The organism is Cupriavidus nantongensis (genome assembly GCF_041726985.1).
Classification (GTDB): domain Bacteria; phylum Pseudomonadota; class Gammaproteobacteria; order Burkholderiales; family Burkholderiaceae; genus Cupriavidus; species Cupriavidus nantongensis_A.
Map to the genome: position 1 here is coordinate 309663 of NZ_CP168302.1, position 25098 is coordinate 334760.

At 68.4% G+C, this 25098-nt stretch carries 26 protein-coding genes; 11 read left to right on the plus strand and 15 right to left on the minus strand.

Translation table 11 applies throughout. The features are described 5' to 3' along the window. Positions 1–2 precede the first annotated feature (2 nt). The 6 genes from ACEI37_RS01215 to ACEI37_RS01240 all read right to left on the minus strand — a co-directional run bounded on the left by ACEI37_RS01215 (position 3) and on the right by ACEI37_RS01240 (position 5942). A complete protein-coding gene (locus ACEI37_RS01215; RefSeq protein ID WP_373376944.1) occupies positions 3–1286 on the minus strand; it encodes a Zn-dependent hydrolase in 1284 nt (427 codons plus the stop codon). Between the two features lie 15 nt (positions 1287–1301). Beyond that, positions 1302–2006, minus strand: coding sequence for an ABC transporter ATP-binding protein (locus ACEI37_RS01220; protein ID WP_373376945.1), 705 nt, complete (start codon positions 2004–2006; stop codon positions 1302–1304). Continuing rightward, positions 2003–2779 (minus strand): ABC transporter ATP-binding protein, encoded by a 777-nt coding sequence (locus tag ACEI37_RS01225; RefSeq protein ID WP_373376946.1) that lies wholly within the window; start codon positions 2777–2779, stop codon positions 2003–2005. Before ACEI37_RS01225 ends, ACEI37_RS01220 begins: the two co-directional genes overlap by 4 nt. Beyond that, on the minus strand, positions 2776–3771 hold the full coding sequence (locus tag ACEI37_RS01230; protein ID WP_373376947.1) for a branched-chain amino acid ABC transporter permease: 996 nt from the start codon (positions 3769–3771) through the stop codon (positions 2776–2778). The genes ACEI37_RS01225 and ACEI37_RS01230 overlap by 4 nt, the downstream gene beginning before the upstream one ends. Next, entirely contained in the window at positions 3771–4628 is an 858-nt protein-coding gene (locus tag ACEI37_RS01235) for a branched-chain amino acid ABC transporter permease (protein ID WP_252678360.1), read from the minus strand. The genes ACEI37_RS01230 and ACEI37_RS01235 overlap by 1 nt, the downstream gene beginning before the upstream one ends. A 111-nt stretch (positions 4629–4739) precedes the next feature. After that, entirely contained in the window at positions 4740–5942 is a 1203-nt protein-coding gene (locus ACEI37_RS01240) for an ABC transporter substrate-binding protein (RefSeq protein WP_373376948.1), read from the minus strand. Between the two features lie 427 nt (positions 5943–6369). On the opposite strand from ACEI37_RS01240, the gene ACEI37_RS01245 reads away from it, so the two are divergent. Continuing rightward, positions 6370–7194, plus strand: coding sequence for a FadR/GntR family transcriptional regulator (locus ACEI37_RS01245; RefSeq protein WP_373376949.1), 825 nt, complete (start codon positions 6370–6372; stop codon positions 7192–7194). A gap of 28 nt (positions 7195–7222) precedes the next feature. Here ACEI37_RS01245 and ACEI37_RS01250 read toward each other — a convergent pair whose 3' ends face one another. Genes ACEI37_RS01250 through ACEI37_RS01260 form a run of 3 tightly spaced genes read right to left on the minus strand, consistent with a single transcriptional unit; the run spans position 7223 to position 10518 of the window. Further along, the gene (locus tag ACEI37_RS01250; protein ID WP_373376950.1) at positions 7223–8437 is read right to left on the minus strand and encodes a PLP-dependent aminotransferase family protein; all 1215 of its coding nucleotides are present in this window, start codon (positions 8435–8437) and stop codon (positions 7223–7225) included. A gap of 13 nt (positions 8438–8450) precedes the next feature. Then, complete coding sequence (locus ACEI37_RS01255; RefSeq protein WP_373376951.1) at positions 8451–9473, minus strand: DUF1338 domain-containing protein; 1023 nt, start codon at positions 9471–9473, stop codon at positions 8451–8453. 52 nt (positions 9474–9525) lie between these two features. After that, positions 9526–10518 carry a Bug family tripartite tricarboxylate transporter substrate binding protein gene (locus tag ACEI37_RS01260; RefSeq protein ID WP_373376952.1) on the minus strand — a complete coding sequence of 331 codons (993 nt, stop codon included), beginning with the start codon at positions 10516–10518 and terminating at the stop codon, positions 9526–9528. Between the two features lie 163 nt (positions 10519–10681). Between ACEI37_RS01260 and ACEI37_RS01265 the strand changes: the two genes are divergently transcribed. Further along, on the plus strand, positions 10682–11623 hold the full coding sequence (locus ACEI37_RS01265) for a LysR substrate-binding domain-containing protein (protein ID WP_373376953.1): 942 nt from the start codon (positions 10682–10684) through the stop codon (positions 11621–11623). Positions 11624–11643: 20 nt separating this feature from the next. Here ACEI37_RS01265 and ACEI37_RS01270 read toward each other — a convergent pair whose 3' ends face one another. Further along, the gene (locus tag ACEI37_RS01270) at positions 11644–12204 is read right to left on the minus strand and encodes a MarR family winged helix-turn-helix transcriptional regulator (protein ID WP_373376954.1); all 561 of its coding nucleotides are present in this window, start codon (positions 12202–12204) and stop codon (positions 11644–11646) included. A gap of 96 nt (positions 12205–12300) precedes the next feature. Here ACEI37_RS01270 and ACEI37_RS01275 point away from each other — a divergent pair, with 96 nt between their 5' ends. The 3 genes from ACEI37_RS01275 (at position 12301) to ACEI37_RS01285 (ending at position 15622) form a co-directional block, all read left to right on the plus strand. Continuing rightward, positions 12301–13278: a Bug family tripartite tricarboxylate transporter substrate binding protein gene (locus ACEI37_RS01275; protein WP_373376955.1), complete on the plus strand. Its 978-nt coding sequence runs from the start codon at positions 12301–12303 to the stop codon at positions 13276–13278. 34 nt (positions 13279–13312) lie between these two features. Further along, the gene (locus tag ACEI37_RS01280; RefSeq protein ID WP_373376956.1) at positions 13313–14881 is read left to right on the plus strand and encodes a sulfatase-like hydrolase/transferase; all 1569 of its coding nucleotides are present in this window, start codon (positions 13313–13315) and stop codon (positions 14879–14881) included. Between the two features lie 216 nt (positions 14882–15097). Continuing rightward, a complete protein-coding gene (locus ACEI37_RS01285) occupies positions 15098–15622 on the plus strand; it encodes a host attachment protein (protein ID WP_373376957.1) in 525 nt (174 codons plus the stop codon). 54 nt (positions 15623–15676) lie between these two features. Here ACEI37_RS01285 and ACEI37_RS01290 read toward each other — a convergent pair whose 3' ends face one another. Continuing rightward, on the minus strand, positions 15677–15928 hold the full coding sequence (locus ACEI37_RS01290) for a hypothetical protein (RefSeq protein WP_373376958.1): 252 nt from the start codon (positions 15926–15928) through the stop codon (positions 15677–15679). Positions 15929–16207: 279 nt separating this feature from the next. Further along, positions 16208–16918, minus strand: coding sequence for a GntR family transcriptional regulator (locus ACEI37_RS01295; RefSeq protein WP_373376959.1), 711 nt, complete (start codon positions 16916–16918; stop codon positions 16208–16210). 229 nt (positions 16919–17147) lie between these two features. Here ACEI37_RS01295 and ACEI37_RS01300 point away from each other — a divergent pair, with 229 nt between their 5' ends. From ACEI37_RS01300 to gabD, 6 genes are all read left to right on the plus strand, one after another. Next, positions 17148–18059, plus strand: a complete 912-nt coding sequence (locus tag ACEI37_RS01300; RefSeq protein WP_373376960.1) for a TauD/TfdA dioxygenase family protein — start codon at positions 17148–17150, stop codon at positions 18057–18059. Positions 18060–18089: 30 nt separating this feature from the next. Further along, on the plus strand, positions 18090–19511 hold the full coding sequence (locus ACEI37_RS01305) for an aldehyde dehydrogenase family protein (RefSeq protein WP_373376961.1): 1422 nt from the start codon (positions 18090–18092) through the stop codon (positions 19509–19511). A 192-nt stretch (positions 19512–19703) separates the two neighbouring features. Continuing rightward, positions 19704–20918: an AI-2E family transporter gene (locus tag ACEI37_RS01310; RefSeq protein WP_373376962.1), complete on the plus strand. Its 1215-nt coding sequence runs from the start codon at positions 19704–19706 to the stop codon at positions 20916–20918. Between the two features lie 106 nt (positions 20919–21024). Further along, entirely contained in the window at positions 21025–21240 is a 216-nt protein-coding gene (locus tag ACEI37_RS01315; RefSeq protein WP_373376963.1) for a hypothetical protein, read from the plus strand. 79 nt (positions 21241–21319) lie between these two features. Then, positions 21320–21532, plus strand: a complete 213-nt coding sequence (locus tag ACEI37_RS01320) for a DUF3079 domain-containing protein (RefSeq protein WP_373376964.1) — start codon at positions 21320–21322, stop codon at positions 21530–21532. A 72-nt stretch (positions 21533–21604) separates the two neighbouring features. Beyond that, entirely contained in the window at positions 21605–23053 is a 1449-nt protein-coding gene (gene gabD, locus ACEI37_RS01325; protein ID WP_092315737.1) for an NADP-dependent succinate-semialdehyde dehydrogenase, read from the plus strand. A 12-nt stretch (positions 23054–23065) separates the two neighbouring features. Here the strand turns inward: gabD and ACEI37_RS01330 are convergent, their stop codons facing one another. Genes ACEI37_RS01330 through ACEI37_RS01340 form a run of 3 tightly spaced genes read right to left on the minus strand, consistent with a single transcriptional unit; the run spans position 23066 to position 25085 of the window. Next, positions 23066–23899 (minus strand): hypothetical protein, encoded by an 834-nt coding sequence (locus ACEI37_RS01330; protein ID WP_373376965.1) that lies wholly within the window; start codon positions 23897–23899, stop codon positions 23066–23068. Positions 23900–23926: 27 nt separating this feature from the next. Next, positions 23927–24280: a flagellar transcriptional regulator FlhD gene (gene flhD / locus ACEI37_RS01335; protein ID WP_373376966.1), complete on the minus strand. Its 354-nt coding sequence runs from the start codon at positions 24278–24280 to the stop codon at positions 23927–23929. Position 24281: 1 nt separating this feature from the next. Further along, positions 24282–25085 carry a Crp/Fnr family transcriptional regulator gene (locus ACEI37_RS01340; protein ID WP_373376967.1) on the minus strand — a complete coding sequence of 268 codons (804 nt, stop codon included), beginning with the start codon at positions 25083–25085 and terminating at the stop codon, positions 24282–24284. Positions 25086–25098 lie beyond the last annotated feature (13 nt).

The window sequence follows — 25098 nt, forward strand, 5'->3', positions numbered from 1 at the left end:
TGTCATGGCCGCGTGGCGGCATCGAGCATGGCGTGCAACAACACGTTGCAGCCCGCCTCGAGGTGCTCGGGCCGCGCGTCTTCGATTTCGTTGTGGCTGATGCCGTCCTTGCACGGCACGAAGATCATCGCCGCGGGTGCGACCCGGGCCAGGTAGACCGCGTCATGACCGGCGCCGCTGATCACGTCCATGGCGGAATGGCCGAGCCGTTGCGCGCCGCCGCGCACGGCCTCGACCAGCCGCGCATCGAACGGCTGCGGCGGGAAGTACACCACCTGCTGCAGATCGATGGCGATGCCGCTGCGCGCCGCCAGCGCGGCCACCTGCGTACGCAGCGCCGCGTCCATCGCCGACAGCACCGTGTCGTCGCCGGCGCGCAGGTCCACCGTCATCGTCACCCTGCCGGGGATGACGTTGCGCGAATCGGGATGCACGCCCAGGCAACCCACCGTGCCGCGGCCATGCGGCGGATGATCGAGCGCGATGCGATTGACCATGCCGACCAGCTCCGACGCCGCCAGCAGCGCGTCCTTGCGCAGCGCCATCGGCGTGGGGCCCGCATGCGCTTCCATGCCGGTCAGCACCACGTCGTACCAGCGCTGGCCGAGCGCGCCGGTGACCACGCCGATGGTGGTGTCGTTGGCCTCCAGCACCGGCCCTTGCTCGATATGCGCTTCAAAATAGGCGCCGACCGGGCGCGCACCGACCGGCTCCGGCCCGGTATAGCCGATGGCCTGCAGCGCCTGCCCGACGCTGATGCCGTCACGGTCGCGCTGCCGCAGCATGTCCGCCAGCGCGAACTCGCCGATGAACGCGCCCGAGCCCATCATCACCGGCACGAAGCGCGAGCCTTCCTCATTGGTCCACACCGCGACCTCGAGCGGGGCGTCGGTGACGATGCCGGCGTCGGCCAGCGTGCGCAGCACTTCGATGCCGGCGAACACGCCGTAGTTGCCGTCGAACTTGCCCCCGGTGGGCTGGGTATCGATATGGCTGCCGGTCATCACCGGCGGCAGGGCATCGTCGCGCCCGGCGCGTCGCGCAAAGATATTGCCGATGGCATCGACGCGGACCGTGCATCCGGCGGCCTTGGCCTCGGCGACGAAGAAGTCGCGGCCCTGGCGGTCCAGATCGGTCAGCGCCAGCCGGCATACGCCCCCCTTGGGCGTGGCGCCGATGGCGGCGAGGCGCATCAGGGTGTCCCACAGGCGCTGGCCATCGATGCGCAGGTCGGCGCGCGCGCCGGCGCTCGCCGCTGCCGCACGCGCAGCTTGCAATGTCGTCATCTCATTCCCCCAGGTTCAGGCCGCCAGGCCGACGCCGAGATAGCGGTCCTTGACCGCCTCGTCGGCGCGGAAGGCATCGTTGCTGCCGGTGTAGACCACCCTGCCCTGCTCGATGATCACGTGGCGGTCGGCCAGCTGCGTGCAGACCTCCAGGTTCTGCTCGACCAGCAGGATCGGCACGCCGGCGGCCTTGATGACCTTGAGCTGCGCCACGATCTCTTCCACGATCACCGGCGCGAGCCCTTCGACCGGCTCGTCGAGCATCAGCAGGCGCGGATGGTTCATCATGGCGCGCCCGATCGCGAGCATCTGCTGCTCGCCGCCGGACAGCTGCGCCCCGCCGTTGCTGCGCCGCTCGCGCAGGCGCGGAAAGATGCGGTAGATGTCCTGCAGCTGCCACGGCGAATCGCGGCGCGCGGCCAGCTTGAGGTTCTCTTCCACCGTCAGCAGCTTGAAGATGCCGCGGTGCTCGGGCACCAGGCACAGGCCCTCGGCGGCAATCCGGTGCGGCGCCATGCCGGCAACCTCCTTGCCGCGAAAGATCACGCGCCCGCCCCTGGGCTGGACCACGCCGGCGATGGCCTTGAGCGTGGTCGACTTGCCGGCGCCGTTGCGCCCCAGCAGCGTGACCAGTTCGCCTTCGCCGACCGCCAGCGATACGCCTTGCAGCACATGGCTCTTGCCGTAGTAGCCATGGATCTCCTGTACGTCGAGCATCATCCCTTGCCTCCGGTGATCATGTTGCCGAGATACGCGGCGCGCACGCGCGGGTCGCCGCGCACGGCCGCGGGCGGTCCTTCCATCAGCACCTTGCCTTGCTGCATCACGGTGACGGTGTCCGAGATATCCATGACGATGTCCATGTTGTGTTCGATCAGCACCACGGTGTGGTCCTGCGCCAGCCCGCGGATCAGCCGCTTCATCGCGCCGAGGTCGTCGACGCCCATGCCCGAAGTCGGCTCGTCCAGGAAGATCGCGCGCGGCCGCGCCGCCAGCGCCATGCCGACCTCCAGCCGGCGCTGCTGGCCATGCGACAGCGCGCCCGCCGCGCTGTCGGCAACGCGCGTCAGTTCCAGCCGTTCCAGCACCTGGTCGACCACCTCGCCGCAGGCGAGTTCGCCCACAGGCAGGCGCCATCCGCTCATGGCCTTGCGCGGCGACGTGCCCAGCGCGGCGAGGCGCAGGTTCTCGCGCACCGGCAGGCTCGGGAACAGGCTGGTGACCTGGAACGAGCGCGCGATACCGCGCTGCACGCGCTGGTAGTCGGCTTCGGCCGTGACGTCCTTGCCGTCGAAGACGATGCGGCCGGCGCTGACTTCCTTGGTTCCGGTCAGCATGTGGAACAGCGTGGTCTTGCCGGCGCCATTGGGGCCGATCACCGAATGGATCGTGCCCGGCATCACGCGCAGGTCGACCCCGCCCAGCGCCATGAACTTGCCGTACTGCTTGACGATGCCGGTGGCTTCGAGGATGGGGGTGGTGGCGGTACTCATGCGCGCTCCTCCTGCGTGACGGGGGCGCGGCGCACGCCGCGCAGGCGATCCCATAGCGTGGCGCCCAGCCCCCATAGCCCGCGCTGCATGAACAGGCTGACCGCGATCAGCAGGAAGCCGAGCAGCATCAGCCAGCGCGGCCACAGCGTCGACAGCCAGTCCGCCAGCAGCACATAGAAGGCCGCGCCCAGCACCGACGCGAAGATATTGCCGGTGCCGCCGATCACGGTCATCACCAGGATCATCTCGCTGGCGTGGTAGTCGATATTGGTCAGCGGCGCGATACCGGTCAGCATCGCGTGCAGCGCGCCGGCCAGCCCGGTGACCGCGCCCGAGACCATGAACGCCAGCAGCTTGAACGCCTTGACGTTGTAGCCGACCGCCAGCGCGCGCTCTTCGTTGTCGCGGATCGCCAGCAGCGTGCGGCCCAGCACCGACTCGGTCACGCGCAGCACCGCCAGGAACACCACCAGAAACAGCACCGCGACAAAGGCATAGAACTGCCACGGCGATGCCAGCGGCACCAGCGCATGGCCGGCCACCGACAGCGGCGGACGCGGGATATCCAGCAGGCCGTTGTCGCCGCCGGTGATGCCGGGCGCGGTATAGGCCAGGAAATAGAACATCTGCGCGAACGCCAGCGTCAGCATCACGAAGTAGGTGCCGCGCTGCCGGATCGCAAACCAGCCCACCAGCGCCGCCGCGGCCGCGCCGATCACGATCGCCAGCAGCAGCGCCAGCGGCATCGGCAGGCTGGCGCGGGTCAGTGCCACTCCCACCGCATAGCTGCCAAGTCCGAAGAAGATGCCCTGGCCGAACGACAGCAGGCCGGTGTAGCCGAGCAGCAGATTGCACGCCATGGCGGCCATCGCGTAGATCAGCACTTCGGTGGCCAGCGTGCCGGAGCGCATCGTCAGCGGCAGCAGCAGCGTGACGCCAAGTGCCAGCCACCAGAAGCGGTAGCGCAACAGCCATTGTCTTTGCATAGCCATCATCCCCTCCCCAGCAAGCCATGCGGACGCAGCAACAGCACCGCGGCCATGGCGACATAGATCATCAGCCGCGCGCCTTCGGGCCACAGCGTGCTCATCAGGCTCTGCACCACGCCGACCAGCAGGCCGCCCACCAGCGCCCCCGTGAAGCTGCCCATGCCGCCGACCACCACCACGATAAAGGCCACGCCCAGCGCCTCGACACCCATGAACGGCTCTGCGCCGCGAATCGGCGCGGCCAGCACGCCGGCGATCGCCGCGGTGGCGGCGCCCAGCGCAAACATCAGGCTGAACAGCCGGAACACATTGATGCCGAGCAGCGACACCATCTCGGTGGATTCGCTGCCCGCGCGCACCGCGCTACCCAGGCGCGTGCCTTCCAGCAGCCACCACAGCCCGATCGCCAGCAGGCCGGTGAATCCGATCACAAACAGCCGGTACTTGGGATAGATGAAGTCGCCCCACATCACCACGCCCTGCAGCGCATCCGGCGGCGGCACGTCGACGCCGAGCGGCCCCCACCCGACGATGATGAGTTCCTGGATGGCCAGCGCGAGGCCCACCGTGACCAGGATGTGGAACTCGTGCGGCTGCGCATAGACATGACGCAGCATGACCTTCTCGGTCAGCCACGCCAGCGCGCCGATGATGATCGGAGCGAATACCAGCGCCACCCAGAAATTCATGCCGATTTGCAGCGCCTGGAAGCAGAGGTAGGCGCCCAGCGCGTAGAAAGCGCCATGCGCGAAATTGACGAAGCGCAACAGGCCGAACACGATCGACAGCCCTACCGCCAGCAGGAAGTAGAGCATGCCTATGCCGACGCCGTTGATCACCTGTAACAGATAGACGTTCATGAGTCGTACGGATGTAGGAAGCCGCCGTGCCACGCGGGACTCGCGGCACGGTGCTTCGGTGTGCTTCAGTGTGTGAATCGCCGGGGCGGCGGGCCCCGCGGCGTCAGGGCATCAGGCCATCTTGCACTGGGTCTGCTCGACAGGCAGGAAGGCCTTGCCGACGCTGACGATCTCGGCGTAGTCGTCCTTGTCCTTCATGCGCGACTTGGCCTTGCCCTTGAGCAGGTAGTAGTTCTTCAGCACCTGGTGGTCGGCGGCGCGGATTTCCTCCGGCCCGGTCAGGCCCTCGTACTTCATGCCCTCGAGCGCTGCGACCACCGCCTTCGGATCGGCGCTGCCGGCCTTGATCATGCCGTCCACCATGATCTTGGTGCAGATGTACGAGCCGGCCAGGCTGTAGTTGGGATTGGCCTTGAACTTGGCCTGGGTGCGCTTGACCAGGTCGCGGTTCAGCGGCGTATCGACGCCATGCCAGTACTGGGCGCCGAAGTAAACGCCCTCGCACAGGTCGGCGCCGAGCGACTCGAACTGCTCCAGCCCCGAGGCCCAGGCCAGCAGGAGGGTGGTGTTCTTCTTCATGCCGAAGCTTACCGCCTGGCGCAGCGTGTCAGCGGATTGCGAGCCGAAGTTCAGGATCAGCAGCACGTCGGGCTTGGCGGCCAGCGCATTGGTCAGGTAGCCGCTGAATTCCTTCTCGGTCAGGGCGTGGTAGCTGTTGCCGACGTGCTCGATGCCCTTCTCCTTGAAGATCGCCTTCGCGGCCGACAGCAGCCCGTCGCCGAACACGTATTGCGGCGTGATGGTGTACCAGCGCTTGGCCTTCGGCATCGATTCGATCAGCGGCCGCACGGTGCGCTCGATCGCGCCGAAGGTCGGCACCGACCAGCGGAAGGTGGCGCGGTTGCAGTCCTTGCCGGTGATCTCGTCGGCCCCGGCGGTGGTCACGAACACGCCGCCGAATTTTTCCGCTTCCTTGCCCATGGCCAGCGATTCGGACGACAGGATGCCGCCCGCGAAATAGCGCGCCGCCTTCTGCTGCGCCAGTTCCTGCACCTTGCGCACCGCGGTGGCGGGCTTGCCTTCGGTGTCGAGCACGCTGTAGCGCAGCGGCCGGCCCAGCACCTGTCCGTACTGGTCGATGGCGAGCCGCATGCCCAGGTCGGCGAACTTCCCGTTGGCGGCGAAGGCGCCCGACATCGGCACCGGGCAGCCAAATTCCAGCGCTTCCCCCGCGGCAAGGGCGTTGCGGCCATGGATCAGAGAGGTGGGGACGGCGGACAGCGCCGCCAGTTTCAGCAGGTCACGACGATTCAAGGCTCACTCCTCGTTATGTGGGGATCGGGCTGCGCGGGGCGAAAGTCCGGCCAACGCCATGACCTGGCGCTGCACCGTCTCCCCGACATGCTGGTGACTTTCGCCCGGCGCCGACACTGCCCGAGCAAGAATCGAACCTGTTTATTCTATTTATACGTATAAATAGAATAGAATCATCTTAGGAGTCGGCCGGAATCGTTGTCAACAAAGGAAAGGTCAGGGTTTACGCACCCTCGGCGCGTGGCACTCAGTGGTCGGCGCATGAGGCGACGACGTGACAGAAATGTGCGAGCAGAGCTCTGGCCATGCCAGCCAATCGGGCAGCATGCACGCCACCGGGGCAAAGCCGCGGCCCTGCTTGGTGCGCTTGGCTAGAATGCAAGCGCCCGAGCTTCCATGGCTTGCGGCGCATGACAAGGAATGAGCAATGGCGATGTTTCGGGAGGGCAAGACCGGGGCCATCGAGATCCGCAAGCAGAAGCGCGCGGACCTGGTGGCGGAAGAGCTCAAGCGGCTGATTACCCAGCGCAACCTGCGCCCGGGCGACAAGCTGCCGCACGAGGTCAAGCTGCAGCAGATGTTCTCGGTCAGCAAGAGCACCATCCGCGAGGCACTGAAGTCGCTGGAGGTCCAAGGCCTGATCCGGGTCAGCACCGGCCCGGCGGGCGGCGGCACGATCGTGGAAGTGCCGCTGGACCGCACCTTCCAGCTGATGCAGAACTACCTGTTCTTCAAGGACGTGGGCATTGCCGACATCTACACCGTGCGCCGGCTGCTGGAGCCGGAACTGGCCGCCGGCGCGGTGCCGCATCTGACCGACGACGATTTCAAGGCACTGGAACGCACCATCGACCTGTGCGACCCGGCCTCGGCCGCGGCCGCGACGCCGCTGCTGGACCAGCGCCAGGAAGACCTGACCTTCCACGACATCCTGGCCGCGGCGAATCCCAACCCGATGCTGCGGTTCTCATGCGAGCTGATCAACGAGATGATTCGCCAGCTGGTGGTGTTCGGCAACGACACCCCGGCCTGCGAGCACGAGAAATTCGGCGCGGCCAACGTCAAGTTCCACAAGCGCATCGTCGAGGCGGCACGCCAGCGCGACGCCGAGACGGTACGCGCGCTGATGTCGGCGCATATGGAAGAGTGCACGCATTACGTCACGCGCATGAACGGGCGGGTCCATGGCCGCCTGGTGCTCGACTCGGAAATGCCGCGGCGCGGCCGGATGCTGCCAGCGGACGACGACTGAACCTCGGGCCGGCGCACCCGCTATCGCGTCAGCCGGCCGCGTCGAGACGCGCCGCCGCCCGCTTCATCCGCGTCACGCCTTCGGCGATCTGCTCCGGCGCCGCGCCCGCGAACGAGAGCCGGAACGCGGGCCGTGCGCGGCGCTGCGCGTAGAAGCCGGCGCCGGGGACGAACAACACCTTTTCCCCGATCGCATGCGGCAACAGCGCGGCGGCATCGTCGACGCCTTCCAGCGCTGCCCACAGGAACATGCCGCCGGCGGGCAAGGCAAAACGGATGCGCTCGCCGAACGCCTGCCCCAGCGCCTGGGCCAGCCGGTCGCGCTTGTCGCGGTAGAACGCGATCTCGCGCTCCACCTGCGCGGGCAGCCGCCCATCCGCCAGGTATTGCGCGACCGCCAGCTGAATCCACGGCGGCGTGCACAGATCCGACACCTGCTTGGCAATCACCGCGCGGCGGATGATTTCCGGCGCGGCCACCATCCAGCCGATGCGCAGGCCGGGCGCCAGCGTCTTCGACAGGCTGGCGAGGTGCACCAGCCATGGAGGGGCATCGGGCACCTGGTCGCTCAGCGCCAGCAGCGACGGCGGCGCGGCGCCGTCGAAGCTCAGCGCGCCATAGGGATCGTCTTCGACCAGCACCACCTGGTGCCGCGCCGCCAGCTCCAGCAGCCGCAGCCGGCGCTCCGGCGACAGCGTGGCGCCGGTCGGGTTGGCGAAGGTCGGCACGGTGTAGATCAGCCGCGGGCGCACCGCGCCGTCTGCCAGCATGGCCGCGAGCGCGTCGACGTCCATGCCGTGCTGGTCGGACGGCACGCCGCGCACGTCGGCGCCCGCCAGACGCAGCGCCTGCAGCGTCGCCGAATAGGTCGGCTCCTCGACCAGCACCACGCTGCCCGGCTCGACCAGCGCGCGCACCAGGAAATCGAAGCCCTGCTGCGAGCCGCTGGTGACCAGCAGTTGCTCCCGCGTCACGGCGGCACCGCGCCCCGCCATCAGCGCCACCAGGGCGTCGCGCAGCACGGGCGCGCCTTCGGTTGCGCCGTACTGCAGGCATTCGGCGGGCCGCTCGCGCAGCACCTGCGCGGACGCCGCGCCGATGCCGTCGGCATCGAACAGCGCGGCCGACGGGTAGCCGCCCGCGAACGAGATCATCTCCGGGTCCGACAGGTACTTGAACAGCTCGCGGATCGGCGAGCCTTCCGGCTCGCGCAGCGCGGGAACGAACGGGTAGGCGGCGCTCATGGTCAGGCTGGCCTCAGCATGCCGCGGCAGTCATCTTGAAGATGCCCTGCGCATTGCCCGCGTCGAAGCCCAGGTCGGTGCGCGTGACCGCCTGCGCGTCATCGACGTAGCGGTCGCGGGTGATGAACTCATAGAACGAGCCGGGCACCTCGCGCATCACCTCGGCGCCGTCCGCGCCGATAAAGGCGCGGCGCACCGGATCGGCGCGGAACGCGGTCTGGCGCACGCGGCCGCTGCGCGACACTTCCACCTTGTCCTTGATCGGCCGGCCCAGGCGCTTCTGCGCCTCGGCCAGCGCGAACACGTCTTCGACGCGGTCGGTGGCATGGTTGAAGGCATTGCCCTCGGTGGCGATCCACGCCATCTCGGCCGATTCGGCCAGCAGGGCCTCGTAGTCGGCCAGCCGCGGCGCGGCGTGATGGCGCTCGAAGCAGCGCGCCAGCGCACCGATCAGCTCGCCGGCATCCGCCAGCGGCAACGACCCTTCGCGCTCGAGTTCCCACAGCAGCGACTGCGCGCGCGGCGTCAGCGGATCGACCGAAGTTTCGAGCACGCGGCTGACCGCCTGCTGGAAGCCCGCGCTGAAGCGCTCGGGATGCAGCTCGCTGACAAAGAATTGCGCGATCTCTTCCGGCGCGTCTTCATGCGCGTACGAGCGCCCGGTCATGCCGATGCGGTCGAGCGGATAGGTGCCGTTGAGGCGGTAGCCCAGCGGGCGCAGGATGCGCGTGAAGGCGGCCTCGCCGGCGGGCAGCGCGCCGTGGTCGGACCAGCGCACGGTGCGCAGCGCGCCATGGTCGAAGTGGACCTTGCCGCCGGCTGCGGCCACGTCTTCGGTGTAGGCCTTGCCGGTCGGCACGCGCTCGAGGATGCCGGCGAACAGCACCAGGTTCAGCGCGTGGGCAATCTCGGCGCGGGACGGGCGACCCGCTTCTCCGGCCGGTAGTTGCGCGGGTGCGCTCACCAGCGCGGACAGGCGGTCGGCGCCAGTGGCGCCAAGGTGCAGGGAAACGAGTTGGTTAATGTTATTGCTCATGATGCAGGGAGGGCCCATCGGCCTGATAACGAGATGGAATCAATGACGGCTTTCAGTCCACCGAAGCGCCGGACAGGCGCACGATCTCGCCCCACTTCTGGCGGTCTTTCTTCAGCACCTCGGCGAAGGCTTCCGGAGTGCTCGGCGCCGGCTCCGCGCCGAGGTCGCGCATGCGCGCCTGCACGGCGGGATCGCCGAGCGCGCGCGCCAGGTCCTGGCTGATCTTCTGCGCCACCGCGCCGGATACGCCGCGCGGCGCCAGCAGGCCGAACCACGGGCTGGCGTCGAAGCCCGGCACCGGGCCGGCGGCGGCCACGGTCGGCACATTGGGCAGCGCCGACGAGCGCGCCGGCGTGGTCACCGCCAGCGCCTTGAGCTTGCCGGAGCGCACGAACGGCAGCGACGCCGGCAGGTTGTCGAACATCACGTCGACGCTGCCGCCCATCAGGTCGGCAATCGCCGGGCTGCTGCCCTTGTAGGCGACGTGGCTCATCTCGGTGCCGGTCATGCGCTGGAACAGCTCGCCGGCCAGGTGCGTCGAGGTGCCATTGCCGGCCGATGCCATGTTGACGCGCTTCGGGTTGGCCTTCAGGTAGGTAATGAATTCCGCCAGCGTCTGCACCTGGGCGCGCTCGGCAAACGCCGGCGACAGCACCACCACGTTGGGCACGCGCGCCACCATCGTTACCGGCGCGAAATCGGCCGCGGCGTCATAGGGCAGCTTCTTGTACAGGGTGGGATTGATGCCGAACTCGCCCACCGAGCCCATCAGCAGCGTATAGCCGTCGGCGGTGGACTTGGCGGCGACGCCGGTGCCCACGATGCCGCCCGCGCCGGGGCGGTTCTCCACCAGCACCGGTTGCTTCCATTGCAGCGCGAGCCGCTCGCCGACCAGCCGCGCCACCATGTCGGTGGTGCCGCCCGGCGGATACGGCACGATGATGCGGACGGGCTTGGCGGGGAAATCCTCGGCGGCGACGATGCCGGATAGGGTCATGCCAAAGGCAAAAGTGCCGGCGGCCAGCGCGCTGAACAAGCGTTTCATTGTTGTTTTCCTGTCTACCTGATGGTTGTCGTTATGGTGGGTGCCGCGATGGTGGGGGCCGCGGGACCAGGGCTGAATCATTTCTCATCAAGTCCGCCGGTTCAAGCGAGATTTCGGTATAGGATGATGACTTTATGTCATCAACTACCCTTCCCTCACCGCGATGCGGCAACGCCTTCCCAGCCTTTCCAGCCTGCGCGCCTTCGAAGCGGCCGCACTGCACCTGAACCTGCGCCGCGCGGCGGCCGACCTGTTCATCACGGAAAGCGCGGTATCGCGCCAGATTGCCGCGCTGGAAAGCCTGCTCGGCGTGCAACTCTTTCACCGCGCCAACCAGCGCATCACGCTGACTGCGGCCGGTGCGCTCTACAGCGTCCAGGTGCGTGAGATGCTGCGCAAGCTGCAGCGCGACACGCTGGAGGTGATGGCGCATGAAGGCGCGGGCGGCACCGTCGAGCTGGCGTGCGTGCCGACCCTGGCGGTCGAATGGCTGATCCCGCGGCTGCCCGACTTCTACGCGCGGCATCCCCGCGTGGTGGTCAATATCAGCGCCCAGTCCGACGTGTTCCTGTTCGACGGCACGCCCTACGACGCGGCGATCCACTTCGGCGAAGCGGTCTATCCCGGCGCGCGGGCCGACTTGTTGTTCGGCGAGGAATCCGTGGCGGTGTGCCACCCGCAGCTGTTCGGCCGCAAGAAGCGCCTCGACGCGCATGACATCGCGCATGCGCCGCTGCTGCACCTGGCCACGCGCAGTTTCGGCTGGAAGCAATGGATGGAGGCGGCCGGCATCGACAACGTCAACGCCATGCGCGGCGCCCGCTTCGACCACCACAGCATGGTGATCGCCGCGGCGCGGGCCGGCCTGGGCATCGGCCTGGTGCCGCGTTTTTTGGTGGAAGAGTACCTGGCGAGCGGGCTGCTGGTAAGCCCGGTGGCCCGCTCGCTGCGCTCGACCAGTGCGTATTACCTGGTGCTGCCCGATACACGCCCGATGAGCCATGCCATGCAGCATTTGCGTACCTGGCTGCTGGAGGCGGCCTCGGCATTTGCCGAGGGCCAGGGCACGGGATCTGTGGGACCGAAGTCGGCCGCGCGGGATTGAAAGCCGCAGGCGTGCGCGGCCTACCCATTCTCTGCGCGCCACACCCGCTGCAGCTCCCACGCCGGCGCCTCGCCCGCCGGCTGCGGCAAGGCCTGGGCCTCGGCCAGCATAGCGCCGGCCTGCGCCTGCAGCTTGTCGAGGCAGCGCGACAGCACCCGCGCCTCCTCGGCCGTCAGGCAGGCGGCCAGCTGCGTATTGAAGTCACGCGCCTGCGCAAAGGCGGTGCGGTAGACCGCCTCGCCCTCCTCCGTCAGCGTGAAAGCGGCCGCGCGCCGATCCTGCGTGCGCGTTTCCCGGCGCACCAGCCCGCGTTCCACCAGCGCGTGCACGGCGCGGCTGGCCAGCACCTTGTCGAGGCCGGCGCTCTCCGCCAGTTCGGTCAGCCGCGTGCCGGGCTGCTCGCCGAGGAAGGAAATCATGCGCCATTCGCGCCGCGTCACGCCCGCCCGCGCGCGCAGGTGCAGCGCGGCAGCGCCCAGCGCGACCCGGTTCAGGTGATAGACCCGGTAGTTGATGAAATCGGCCAGCCGCCGCGGCCGCTGCAGGCGGTTGCTGTCGCTCCCGCTGTTCTCGCGCGCCATGCCACATCCCCGATTTAGTTGACTTTGTCAATTATATCGACGGGTGTTAGCTTCCTCTCCAAGCCGGCCGCCGGCGCATAACAGACAGGAGACACCGTGAGCCCCAGCAACTTCGTTCCCCGCCTTGCCGCATGCCTGCTGGCCGTCGCCGCGGCCTGGTCCGCGCCGGTCAGCGCGCAGTCGGACCGGCCGCTGCGCATCCTGGTGGGCTACCCGGCCGGCGGCACCGCCGACCTGGCCGCGCGCCTGGTCGGCGACAAGCTGCGCGAGACCCTGAACCAGACCGTGGTGATCGAGAACAAGCCCGGCGCCGGCGGGCGGCTGGTGATGGACTACGCGCGCACGCAGCCGGCCGATGGCAATACGCTGGTGGTCGCCAACTCGGCGGTGATGACCATTGCGCCGCTGGTCTACCGCAAGCTCAACTACGATATCCAGCGCGATTTCACGCCGGTGGCGCAGGCCGCCAATTTCCAGCTGGCGCTGGCCACCGGTCCTGGCAGCCCGGCGCGCACGCTGAAGGATTACGTGACCTGGCTCAGGGCCGGTGCGCAGAACAACTCCTACGCCTCGCCCGCGCTCGGCAGCATTCCGCATTTCTTCGGGCTGATGATCGGCAAGCAGGTGGGCGTCGACATGCTGCACGTGCCGTTCAACGGCTCGGCGCCGCTGATGAGCGCACTGGTCGGCGGGCAGGTGCCGGCCTCGGTCGACACGCTGGCCGACCTGACCGAGATGCACCGCGCCGGCAAGATCCGCGTGCTGGCGACCTCGGGCAAGCATCGCTCGGTGGCACTGCCGGATGTGCCCACCTTTACGGAACTCGGCTACCAGGGCATCGAAGGCGAAGGCCGCTATGGCGTGCTGGCGCCTGCCGGCACACCGCGCGCGGCGCTGGAGCGGCTCAACGCCGCCATCGTCAAGGCAGTGCAGTCGCCCGACGTACGCGACCGATTCCTGAAGCTGGGGCTCGAACCCGCCACCGGACCCGCCGAGGCCTTCGCCGGGGTGCTGAAGGCCGACGCCGCCAAATGGGCGCCGGTGGTCAAGGCATCGGGCTATACCGGCGACTGACGGCGCCAGCCGGCTTCCCGCAACCTTACCGACCATGACGATCCGCAACACCCTTTTCATCATGTGCGACCAGCTGCGGCGCGACCATCTCGGTTGCTACGGGCACCCGACGCTGCGCACGCGCAATATCGATGCCCTGGCCGCGCGTGGCGTGCGCTTCGACCGCGCCTATGTCACCTCCGGCGTCTGCGGCCCGAGCCGCATGAGCTTCTACACCGGACGCTACGTCAGCAGCCACGGCGCCACCTGGAACCGCGTGCCGCTGTCGGTCGGCGAAGTCACGCTGGGCGAATACCTGAAGGACAGCGGCCGCGCGCTGGCGCTGGCGGGCAAGACCCATGTGATGCCCGACCACGCCAACCTGAAGCGGCTGCACCTGGACGGCGGCACCGAGCTGGAGACGCTGCTGCGCAGCGGCCACTTCACCGAAGTCGACCGCCACGACGGCCATCACGCCGAACCGCGCAGCGCCTATGCCGACTGGCTGCGCCGGCACGGCTACGACAGCGCCGACCCGTGGACCGACTACGTGATCAGCGCCGAGAACGCGCGCGGCGAGATCGTCTCGGGCTGGCACATGCGCAATGCCGGGCTGCCGGCGCGTGTGGCCGAGCCGCATTCCGAGACCGCCTACACCGTCGGCCAGGCCATGCAGTACATCGCGGCGCGCGGCGACGATCCGTGGGTGCTGCACCTGTCGCTGGTCAAGCCGCACTGGCCCTACCTTGCGCCCGCGCCGTACCACGCCGCCTATTCGCTTGACGACTGCCTGCCGCTGCAGCGCCACGACGCCGAACTGGAAGACCCGCATCCGGTGCTGTCGGCGTATCGCACGCAGGAGGAATGCGCCAACTTCATGCGCGCCGAGGTCTCGGACACGGTGCGCCCCGCCTACCAGGGCCTGATCCAGCAGATCGACGACCGGCTCGGCCTGCTGTGGGAACAGCTGGAACGGCTGGGCCGCTGGGACGACACGCTGATCGTCTTCACCGCCGACCATGGCGACTTCCTCGGCGATCACTGGCTGGGCGAGAAGGAGCAGTTCTACGACACCGTGCAGAACATCCCGCTGATCGTCTACGACCCCTCGCCGCAGGCCGATGCCACCCGCGGCACGGCGCAGGACAGCCTGGTCAGCGCGGTCGACGTGGTGCCGACGGTGCTGGATGCGCTGGGGCTGCCGCCTGCCGACCACCGCGTCGAAGGCCGCTCGCTGCTTGACCTGACACGCGCCGCCGCGCGCGACGGTGCGGGTGCCTGGCGCGATGCCGTGGTCTCCGAGCTGGACTATGCCTACCGCGGCGCGCGCGTCGTGCTGGGTCGCCATCCCGGCGAATGCCGCGCCTGGATGGTGCGCGACGCGCGCTGGAAATACGTGCACTGGCAGGGCTTCCGGCCGCAGCTGTTCGACCTGCACAACGATCCGCAGGAGTACTTCGACCTGGGCGCCGACCCCGGGCACGAAGCCGTGCGCAATGCCATGCGGCTGCGCCTGCTGGACTGGTTCTGCACGCTCAAGCCGCGCGTGACGGTGACCAACGAAGAGGTCGCAGCGAAGACCAATGTGTACAAGCAGGCCGGCGTGTTCTTCGGCGTCTGGTAGCCGGATCGCCGTCGCCCCTGGCCCCGGGTGGCCAGCGCCGGCCGCCTGAAAAAGTTGCACGGTTTGCCTGTCGATACTGCAACCGTGTGCCGCGGCCGGCATCTCGGGCCGCGCCTGGCGCCGCTTGCGGCCAGGAGCCGGTGGCGGTGCGGATGGCGTATCCCTTGCAACAGGTGCCGGAGGGCCCTTTGTTCTGGGCCGGCAACCGGAGCGATCATGAAGAACATCTGGATCATGGTGGCGGACGAATCCGTCGCCCGCATCTTCGCCTCGCACGGCGACAGCGCCCCGCTGGAAGTCGTCGAGGAAATCACCGACGCGGCCGCGCATGCCGACCGCGCCGACCTGCGCCGCGACGCCTATGGCCGCCGGGGCCAGGCCGCCTCCCAGGGCGACGCGGGACACCCCGGCGCCCACCAGGTGGGACCGTCCACGGTCACGTCTTCGGCAGGCGAGGACGAGCTGCACCAGGAAGCGCAGCTGTTTGCCCGGCGCGTGGCCGATTACCTCGACGATGCGCGCAACAAGCAGCGCTTCGACGAACTGGCGCTGATCGCCGCGCCGCGCTTCCTGGGCCTGTTGCGCAAGACCCTGCCGCCGGGCGTCACCGATGTGATCACCCGGGAAATCGACAAGGACTTCAAGTACGTGGCCAACAACGACCTGCAGCAGCGGCTGGCCGATGAAGGCATCGTTCCGGCGCGACGCGACGAACGCGTCAATACCGGCCGCGAGCGTTAGCGGGAAGGCAAGACAACGCAGCCGCCCGTGCTGGCGCGGGCGGCTGCGCCGCCGTTAGCGGGCGGTACCGGAACCGCTTGCGGCGCCACTGCTGCCGCTCGAGGTACCGCTCGGGCTGGTGGTGCTGGTCGCACCGGAGGTGCCGGTCGACGTGCCGGTGCCAGGCGTGGTGCGGCTGCGGTTCTGTTCCGTCACCGAACCCGATCCGGACAGCGAGCCGGAGCCGCTGGTGCTGCCGGTGGCGGTGCAACCCGCCAGGATGCCAAGTGCGAGCAAGGCTGTGCCGATGCGCAAGGGTGTTTTCATGTTGTCCTCCATCAGGCAGGTTGGCGGCAAGCCTTGCTGCATGGCGCAGCCTGCCGGCGGGGCGCCGACGGCGCCGCTGCGCTGGAGAAGACGCAACTGACGTACCAGTTTGGGATAGACGGAGGCAGCGCTGCGGCTAAGCGGTCACGGCAGCGGACCGTGCCTTCGCCGCAGTAAGAAGTACGTGCGGCCGGTAAAAGTTACCGTGCGGGTACCTGATGGCGGGATTGGCGCGCCGTTACGGCGCTTGCTGCAACGGCCGGCGGTCGACTCGGCACTTTAGCGCGTCAGCGTCCACTTGTAGGCATAGCGGTCCGGCCGGAACAGCAGGTCGGCGCAGAACAGCGGCATGCCTTCGATGTCGTAGGGCGTGCAGCGCAGGCGCAACAGCGGCAGCCCTTCGGCGACGTCGAGCTTGCGGGCCACGTCGGCCGGCGCCGGAATCGCGCTGGCTTCCATCGCCACGTCGCGAAAGCGATACCCCAGCCGGCTTTCGAACAGCGCCATGGCGTCGTTGGTCTCGACATCCTCCTGCACCAGGCGGCGCATCAGCGGTTCGGGCCCCATCAGGTTGAAATACGCGACCGCCACGTCGTCCCAGTAACGCACCGTGGCCACGCTCAGCACCTTCTCGCCCGGCTGCAGGCTCAGCGCCGCCGCCACATGGGGCGGCGCCCGCAACAGCCGCACCGATGCCAGCTTGCCGTAGGCCAGCTGGCCCCGCGCCCGCCCGGTCTCATAGAAGCCGGTGAGCGCGCCCAGGCTGGGGGTATCGGCCGGGCGCGTCACGAAACTGCCCTTGCCATTCACTTTCTCGATCAGGCCGGCGTTGTGCAAGCCGGACAAGGCCTGCCGCACGGTGATGCGGCTGACGCCGAACTCGGCCATTAGTTCGGCCTCGGACGGCAGCTTCGCCCCGGGGCCGAAGGTGTTGCTGGCGATTCGCTGGCGAATCTCGCTTTCGATCTCTTTGAACCTGGGCAGTGCCACGTCTGTCCCGCCCGGCGGGCGGCTCCGAACTGAGTGATGCGGATCCATGAGGGATCAATGAGGCGGATTATACCTATCATGACAGGTCTCGTCATAACCCATTGACCTGTTATAACAGGTAATGGCAGTATTCATCGTCACCAGCGTCGCGGCCTGGCCGCGGACCTGATCAGGGCCGTGCATCGCTGAGCCCCACCTGCATTGGCACAACACTACCAAGGAGACCACCATGCAAGCCACCGCACCCGCCACCATCAGCCCGCAAGATTACCGGGCGCTCGAGCAGGAGCCGTTTCCCTTCACCGTTCGCCGCTGCACGCCGACCATCGGCGCCGAGGTCGAGGGCATCGATTTCCGCGAGACCCTGGACCACGACACCTATCTCTCGCTGCGCCGCGCGCTGCTGAAGTACAAGGTGCTGTTTTTCCGCAAGCAGGCCATCACGCCGGCCCAGCACGTTGCGGTGGCACGGCGCTTCGGCGAACTCGAAGTCCACCCGATGTTCACCAACCATCCGGAGCATCCTGAACTGGTGGTGTTCGGCCGCAACGACAAGACCCGCGGCCGCGAGAACCTGTACCACTCCGACGTGTCGTGGCGCGAGATCCCGTCGATGGGCTCGATGCTGCGCTGCCTGGAGTGCCCCGAGGTCGGCGGCGACACCATCTGGATCAACATGGCCGCGGCCTACGACAACCTGCCGCAGGAGATGAAGGACCGCATCGCCAACCTGAAGGCCGTGCACGATGCCATGCCGGCATTCGGCACCGCACTGAGCGAGGAAAAATACGCCGAGATGCGCGCCAAGTATCCGCCCATGGTGCACCCGGTGGTACGCACCCATCCGGAAACCGGCGAGAAGATCCTGTTCGTCAACGAGGCCTTCACCACGCATTTCGCCAACTTCGCCAAGGAACAGCCGTACCGCTTCGGTTCCGATTTCCGGCCGGCGGAGCTGGACCTGATGCAGTACCTGTACCGCCAGGCCGCCGCGCCCGAATACCAGGCGCGGCTGCGCTGGCAACCGGACACGATCGCGCTGTGGGACAACCGCTCCACCCAGCACTACGCCGTGCAGGACTACTTCCCCGCGGTGCGCCACATGAACCGCGCCACCATCATCGGCGACCGTCCGGTCTGACCGAACGCCAACTCAGCGAGGCAACCGGACATGCATAGCGTCGACAAGTTTTATATTCAGGGCCAATGGGTGCAGCCTGCCGAGGGCGCCACCCACGCCGACATCATCGACCCGGCCACCGAAGCGGTGGCGGGCAGGCTCGCCATGGGCACCGCCGCGGACGTGGACCGCGCCGTCGCCGCGGCGCGCGCGGCCTTCCCGGCGTGGTCGGTATCCACCCGCGAAACCCGGATCGCGCTGCTCGAGCGCATCATCGCCGCCTACCAGGCGCGCATGGCCGACCTGGCGCAGGCGGTGCGCCAGGAGATCGGCGCGCCGATCACGCTGGCCACCAACCTGCAGGCGGCAATCGGGCTGGGGCAATTGCAGGCGACGCTGCAGGCGCTGCGCGACTTTGCCTTCGAAAGCCCGCGCGGCAAGAGCCTCGTGCTGCGCGAGGCCATCGGCGTGGCGGCGCTGATCACGCCGTGGAACTGGCCGCTTAACCAGATCGCGGCCAAGGTGGCGCCGGCGCTGGCGGCCGGCTGCACCGTGGTGCTCAAGCCATCGGAGATCGCGCCGCTGGACGCGCAGATCTTCGCCGAGATCATGGACGCTGCCGGCACGCCGCCGGGCGTGTTCAACATGCTCTATGGCGAAGGCCGCGTGGTCGGCGCCGCCCTGTCGTCGCATCCCGAGGTCGACATGGTGTCGATCACCGGCTCGACCCGCGCCGGCGTCGAAGTGGCCATCAGCGCCGCGCCCACGGTCAAGCGCGTGGCACAGGAGCTGGGCGGCAAGTCGCCGCTGATCGTGCTGGACGACGCCGACCTGCAGGCCGCGGTGACCAGCGGCGTGGCCCAGTGCATGGTCAATTCCGGCCAGACCTGCGTGGCGCCCACGCGCGTGCTGGTGCCGCACGCAAGCTACGAGGAAGCGGTGCAGATCGCGGTGGCGGTGGCCAATGCGGTCAAGGTCGGCGATCCGTCCGATCCCGACACCAGGATGGGCCCGATCTCCAACCGCGGCCAGTACGACAAGGTGCAGCGCCTGATCGGTGTCGGCATCGAGGAAGGCGCGCGGCTGGCCGCTGGCGGCCCAGGCCGCCCCGACGGCCTGGCGCGCGGTTTCTATGCCCGCCCGACCATCTTTGCCGACGTTCACAACGACATGACCATTGCCCGCGAGGAAATCTTCGGGCCGGTGCTGTGCCTGTTGCCGTACGACAGCGAAGAGGAAGCCGTGGCCATCGCCAACGACACGGACTTCGGCCTGGCAGCGTATATCGCCTCGTCCGATCCGGCGCGGGCGCGCAGGCTGGCGGCGCGGCTGCGCGCCGGCAACGTGCGCATCAACGGCGCGATGATGGATATCACCGCGCCCTTCGGCGGCTACAAGACTTCCGGCAACGGCCGCGAATACGGCCCCGAGGGCATCGCCGAGTTCCTCGAGACCAAGACCGTGACGGGCTGAAGTCGCCCGGTCCGCGACGCGCCGCCCGGCGGCCAGCGCCATGCTGGCCGCCGGGCGGTGTCGTTTGCGCGGCGCATGCATGCGCGCTGCCGCGCTTGTCTGACACCGGCAGGCGGCGGCGTCCGACAGCCATCGCCTGCCAGCAAGCTATCTTCGAGGGTAGCGCCAGGCCTTTTGCCGAAGCGCCCGGCTATGTCGACCGTTCCCGATCCCACCGCCCCGGGGCTGCCGCCAGCGCAGCCCGTCCCGCAACTGACCGACGATGGCCGCCCCGCTGGCGCCGCCGCCGACCTGTCCACGCCGGCGCCCGCGCTGCTGACCGATGCCGCCGTCGCCGGCGCGCTGCATCGCGCCAGCACCGCGCTGATGGTGCTGGCGGTGCTGTTCTCGCTGTACGCGGTGCACGTGGCGCGCGACTTCCTGGTGCCGGTGGTGATCGCGGTGGTGATGGCCTACCTGCTCGACCCGCTGGTGTGCGCGCTGCAGCGGCTGGGGCTGGCACGCTCGCTGGCCAGCACCATCGTGCTGCTGGCGCTGCTCGCGGCCCTGCTCAGCGGCGCCTACCTGCTCCAGGGCCAGGTCGAGTCGATGGTCAACAGCCTGCCGGAGATGGCCAGCAAGCTGTCGCGTTCCGTCGGTGCGCTGCTCAGCGGCGATGACTCCATGTGGCAGAAGATACGCCGCGCCGCCACCGTGCTCAGCAGCACCGGCCAGCCGCCGCCGGCACGCGGCGCCCACGTGGTGGTCGACCAGTCGCCGGGCCAGATCAACAACATGCTGCTGGCCGGCTCCGTCAGCGTCTTCACCATGGCGGCGCAGGCAGTGGTGGTGGTGTTCCTGCTGTATTTCCTGATGCTTGCCGGCGATACCTTCAAGCGCAAGTTCATCAAGATGGTGGGCACCACCATCTCGGAGAAGAAGATCAGCGTGCACATGCTGGACGAGGTCAACCGCTCCATCCGCCGCTACATGGGGATGCTGCTCGTCACCAACGCCGGCCTGGGCGTGTGCACCTGGCTGCTGCTGAAATGGCTTGGCGTCGACAATGCCGGGAGCTGGTCGATCGCGGCGGCGGCGCTGCACCTGGTGCCCTACTTCGGCGCGCTGGCCATCGCCGTGTGCCTGGGCATGGTGACGTTCATGCAGTTCGGCACGCTGGGCATGGCTGCCGCCGCGGCCGGCGGTTCGCTGCTGATCGCCACGCTGATCGGTTCCGTCATCACTACGTGGATGACCGGCCGCATGGCGCGGATGAACGCCGTGGCGGTGTTCGTGGCGCTGCTGCTGTTCACCTGGCTGTGGGGCGTGTGGGGGATGCTGCTCGCGATCCCGCTGATCACCATCGCCAAGGTGGTAGCGGATCACATCGAAGGCATGGAAGTGGTGGCCGAGTTCCTTGGCGAATAACCTCCGTTTCGACCTGTCGCATTAGCCCTGCATCGCTATACTGGAACAGCGGATGCTGCACCACAGCATTTTTGTGGCCAGCGCTTCGCGCGGAGGAAAAACAACCATGTCTCGATGCGACCTGTGCGAGTCGCAGTTGGACCGCCCCGGCCATGTGCCGCCTCATCCGCGGCTGGCGATATCGGCAACGCTGCGCATGGCGAGCGGCCAGAACGCGTTCGTGTACCGCTGCGCTCACTGCGGCGAAACCCTGCTGCTTGCCTCCCATGACGGGGACGCTCCCGACCGCTGGACGCGCCTGGACGCCGATGGCTGGCGCTGACCCCTCGCCACAGCACAGTTGGCGCCGCCTTGATTGCGCACAAGACCAGTGACCAGAAGCGCCGACATAATGGGCCATCATGGCCAAGAAATTTCCCATCCATCCCAGCCATCCCGAGCGCATCTGCTGGGGCTGCGACCAATACTGCCCGGTCGACTCGATGCGCTGCGGCAACGGCTCCAGCCGGACCCAGCATCCGGTCGAACTGCTTGGCGACGACTGGCTCGAATACGGCGACTGGGGCATCGAGGCGCCGTCCGCCAGGGCACCGTCCGGGACCACCTCCGGGTAGCGGGATTACAATCGTTGTCTCCGGCCCAACGACAAAGACCCGGCGCCACTGCCGGCATACACCGAGACAACCATGCTGAACCTCCAGGATTCCTCGCTGCTGCGGCAGCAGTGCTTGATCGACGGCCGCTGGATCGATGGCGAGCGCCGCATCGACGTGACCAACCCCGCCACCGGCGAGCGCGTCGGCCAGGTGCCGCAGCTGGGCGCCGAAGAGACCCGCCAGGCCATCGAGGCCGCCAACCGCGCACTGCCGGCGTGGCGCGCGCGCACCGCCAAGGAACGCTCGGCGCTGCTGCGCAAATGGTTCGAGCTGATCATGGCCAACCAGGAAGACCTGGCCCGCATCATGACCGCCGAGCAAGGCAAGCCGATCGCCGAGGCGCGCGGCGAGATCGCCTACGCGGCCTCGTTTATCGAATGGTTTGCCGAGGAGGGCAAGCGGGTCTATGGCGATACCATTCCCGCCCCGGTCAGCAACCAGCGCATCGTCGTGACCAAGGAACCGGTCGGCGTCTGCGCCGCGATCACGCCGTGGAACTTCCCCGCCGCCATGATCACCCGCAAGGCCGGCCCGGCGCTGGCAGTAGGCTGCACCATGGTGGTCAAACCCGCCTCGCAGACGCCGCTGACGGCGCTGGCGCTGGTGGCCCTGGCCGAGCGTGCCGGCATCCCCGCCGGCGTGCTGTCGGTGGTGACCGGCTCGGCCAGCGCGATCGGCGGCGAGATGAGCAGCAATGCACTGGTGCGCAAGCTGACCTTCACCGGCTCGACCGAAGTCGGCCGCGTGCTGATGGCGCAGACCGCCGCCACCATCAAGAAGGTGTCGATGGAACTGGGCGGCAACGCGCCCTTTATCGTGTTCGACGATGCCGACCTGGACGCCGCCGTCGAAGGCGCGATCGTTTCCAAGTACCGCAATGCCGGGCAGACCTGCGTCTGCGCCAACCGCATCTACGTGCAGTCCGGCGTGTACGAGGCGTTTGCGCAGAAGCTGGTGGCCGCGGTGGCGGCGCTGAAGGTGGGCAACGGCATGGACGACGGCGTGCGCATCGGCCCGCTGATCGACGACAAGGCCGTGGCCAAGGTCGAGGAGCATATCGCCGACGCGCTGGGCAAGGGCGCGCGCCTCTTGCAGGGCGGCCAGCGCCATGCGCTCGGGCACTCGTTCTTCCAGCCGACGGTGCTGGCCGACGTCGCGCCCGGCATGCTGGTGGCGCGCGAGGAAACCTTCGGTCCGCTCGCGCCGCTGTTTCGCTTCGACACCGAGGACGACGTGGTCGCGATGGCTAACGACACCGAGTTCGGCCTGGCCAGCTACTTCTATGCGCGCGACCTGGGCCGGGTCTGGCGCGTCTCGGAACGGCTTGAATACGGCATGGTCGGTGTCAACACGGGCCTGATCTCGAACGAGGTGGCGCCGTTCGGCGGCGTCAAGCAATCGGGCGTGGGCCGCGAGGGCTCGCATTACGGCATCGACGACTACCTGGTGATCAAGTACACCTGCATGGCCGGCATCTGAGCCGACGCGCCCTCAGCCCGCCGTGCCCGCGGCATGCCGGGGACCGGGCTGCGGCGGCGCCATCCGGCAGCTGTCCCGAAAGTGCGCGATCTGGGCGTGCACCTGCTGCATCTGTTCGATCTGGTAGCTGGCCCGCTCGCGGCTGTAGCGGGTGCCGAACTCGTACAGCGCCCCGTCCGCGGCGCGGGCCAGGCCTTCCAGCGCCTGCGCCAGCGTGCGTCCCTCCACGCTGCGGTGCCGCCGCAAACGCCACGACAACGCCTCCTGGCCCTGGCCAAGCAGGTTCTGCTGCAGGAAGCCGAGCCGCTCGGCAAGGCCTTGCGCGTCCTGCAACACCGACAGATAGGCGCATACCACCGCCAGCCGCTGCTGCATGTCGCTGCCGGACAGCAGCTCGCGCGCGCATGCGCCCCAAGCCTGCGCCTCGGGCCCGCGGTCTTGTCCGCCGCATTCGCGCACATAGACGTCCAGCGGCAGCACCGACACCGCCAGCCCCGGCGGCAGCACGCTGGTGAAGCGGCTGGCGATGGTCTGCTGCAGGGCGCGGTCGAGCGCGCAGCACGTCTTGATGTCCGCATCGACATAGAAGTCCAGTGCCGGCTGCCGGCCTTGGCCCACCGAGACCACCGCCCGTACCGGCGGATGTCCGGCCATGGCCAGCGTTTCCAGGCCGGCTTCGATACAGCGCTGCTCGGCGGCCTCGGCGCCAAGGGCCTGGACGATGTCCTGCATCTGCAACGTGCCGGCAATTTCGGTGCGGTCGACCGCGGCTGGCCAGCCGCCGCGGCGGTCGGCGGCCATGGTCATCCGCTTCAGATCGACATGCGTGATCGCATTGCGCGTCATATACCCTCCGATTCCAGAAGTCGTGTCTCAATCCCGCCGCGATGCCATCACGATCGCGGCATGCATGCCGTGCAAGGCGTGCGGCGGCTCGGCCCCGGTCAGCGCGGCCACCAGCAGGCTGTCATCCAGCCGGAAGCGGTACAGCATCACGCTGGACCGCGCCAGCGCGATGATCTGCATCGGCTTCAGCGCGGCCAGCACGCGGCCCATCTCGCGCCCCAGGCCGAGCCGGAACAGCGCCTCGGCCTCGTTCTCGCGCATCAGCCGCTGGGCCAGCAGCAGGTAGGACAGGTTCAGCGCCTCGATCTGCTGCAGGCTGTCGGTGTCCGCTTCCTGGTGCTTGTCCGGCAAGCTTGCGCAACAGGGCTTGTCCTGTTCCATCTCAGCCTTTCACCGGTGTGGACGCGCCGCCCGCCATCCGCAAGCGCGGCGCGGGTGCGTGGGCAAGGATCATCGGCCGCGCGGCAATGGCCCGCAGCGCAGGCTTGTCGAGCAGCGTGATGGTGCGGTGCCGTACCGTGATCAATCCGCCTTCGGCCAGGCGCGAGAACTGCCGGCTGACCGTTTCCAGCGTCAGGCCGATATAGCTGCCGATTTCCTCGCGGCTCATGCGCAACACGAAGGCCGACGAGGAAAAGCCGCGCAGCGCGAAGCCGTCCGCCAGCCACAGCAGGAACGTCACCAGCCGCTCTTCGGCGGTCATCAGCGCCAGCATGGTCTGCACCGCCCGCGCGCGCTGCAGCTGGCCATCCAGCGCCAGCAGCAGTTGCCCGCCGAGCGGCGCCAGCGTGGCCGCGGCCAGGCGCAGCGCGTCCACCGTGAACAGGCACAGCTTGGTGTCTTCGAGCGCGGTAGCGTACGACGCATAATGCGGGCGCACCAGGCTGTCCAATCCGACCGTGTCGCCGGGGAAGTGGAAGGCGACCACCTGCGTGCGCCCGTCTTCGGTGGTGACATGGGTCTTGATGGTGCCGACGCGAATGGCATAGACCGATGTCACCGGATCTCCCATCAGGTACAGGAATTCGCCCTTGCGCAGGCGCACCATGCGTGGCGCCGTCTCGAGGCCTCGCGTGCCGCGTGCCTGGCCGGCCGGTGCGCACTCGGGCCAGGCGCCGGCCATCGGGCAACACGTGCTGCACGGCATGGCTTCGCGCTGCGGCTGGCGATCGTCGGACTGTGTCATCGGCGCGGTGGGC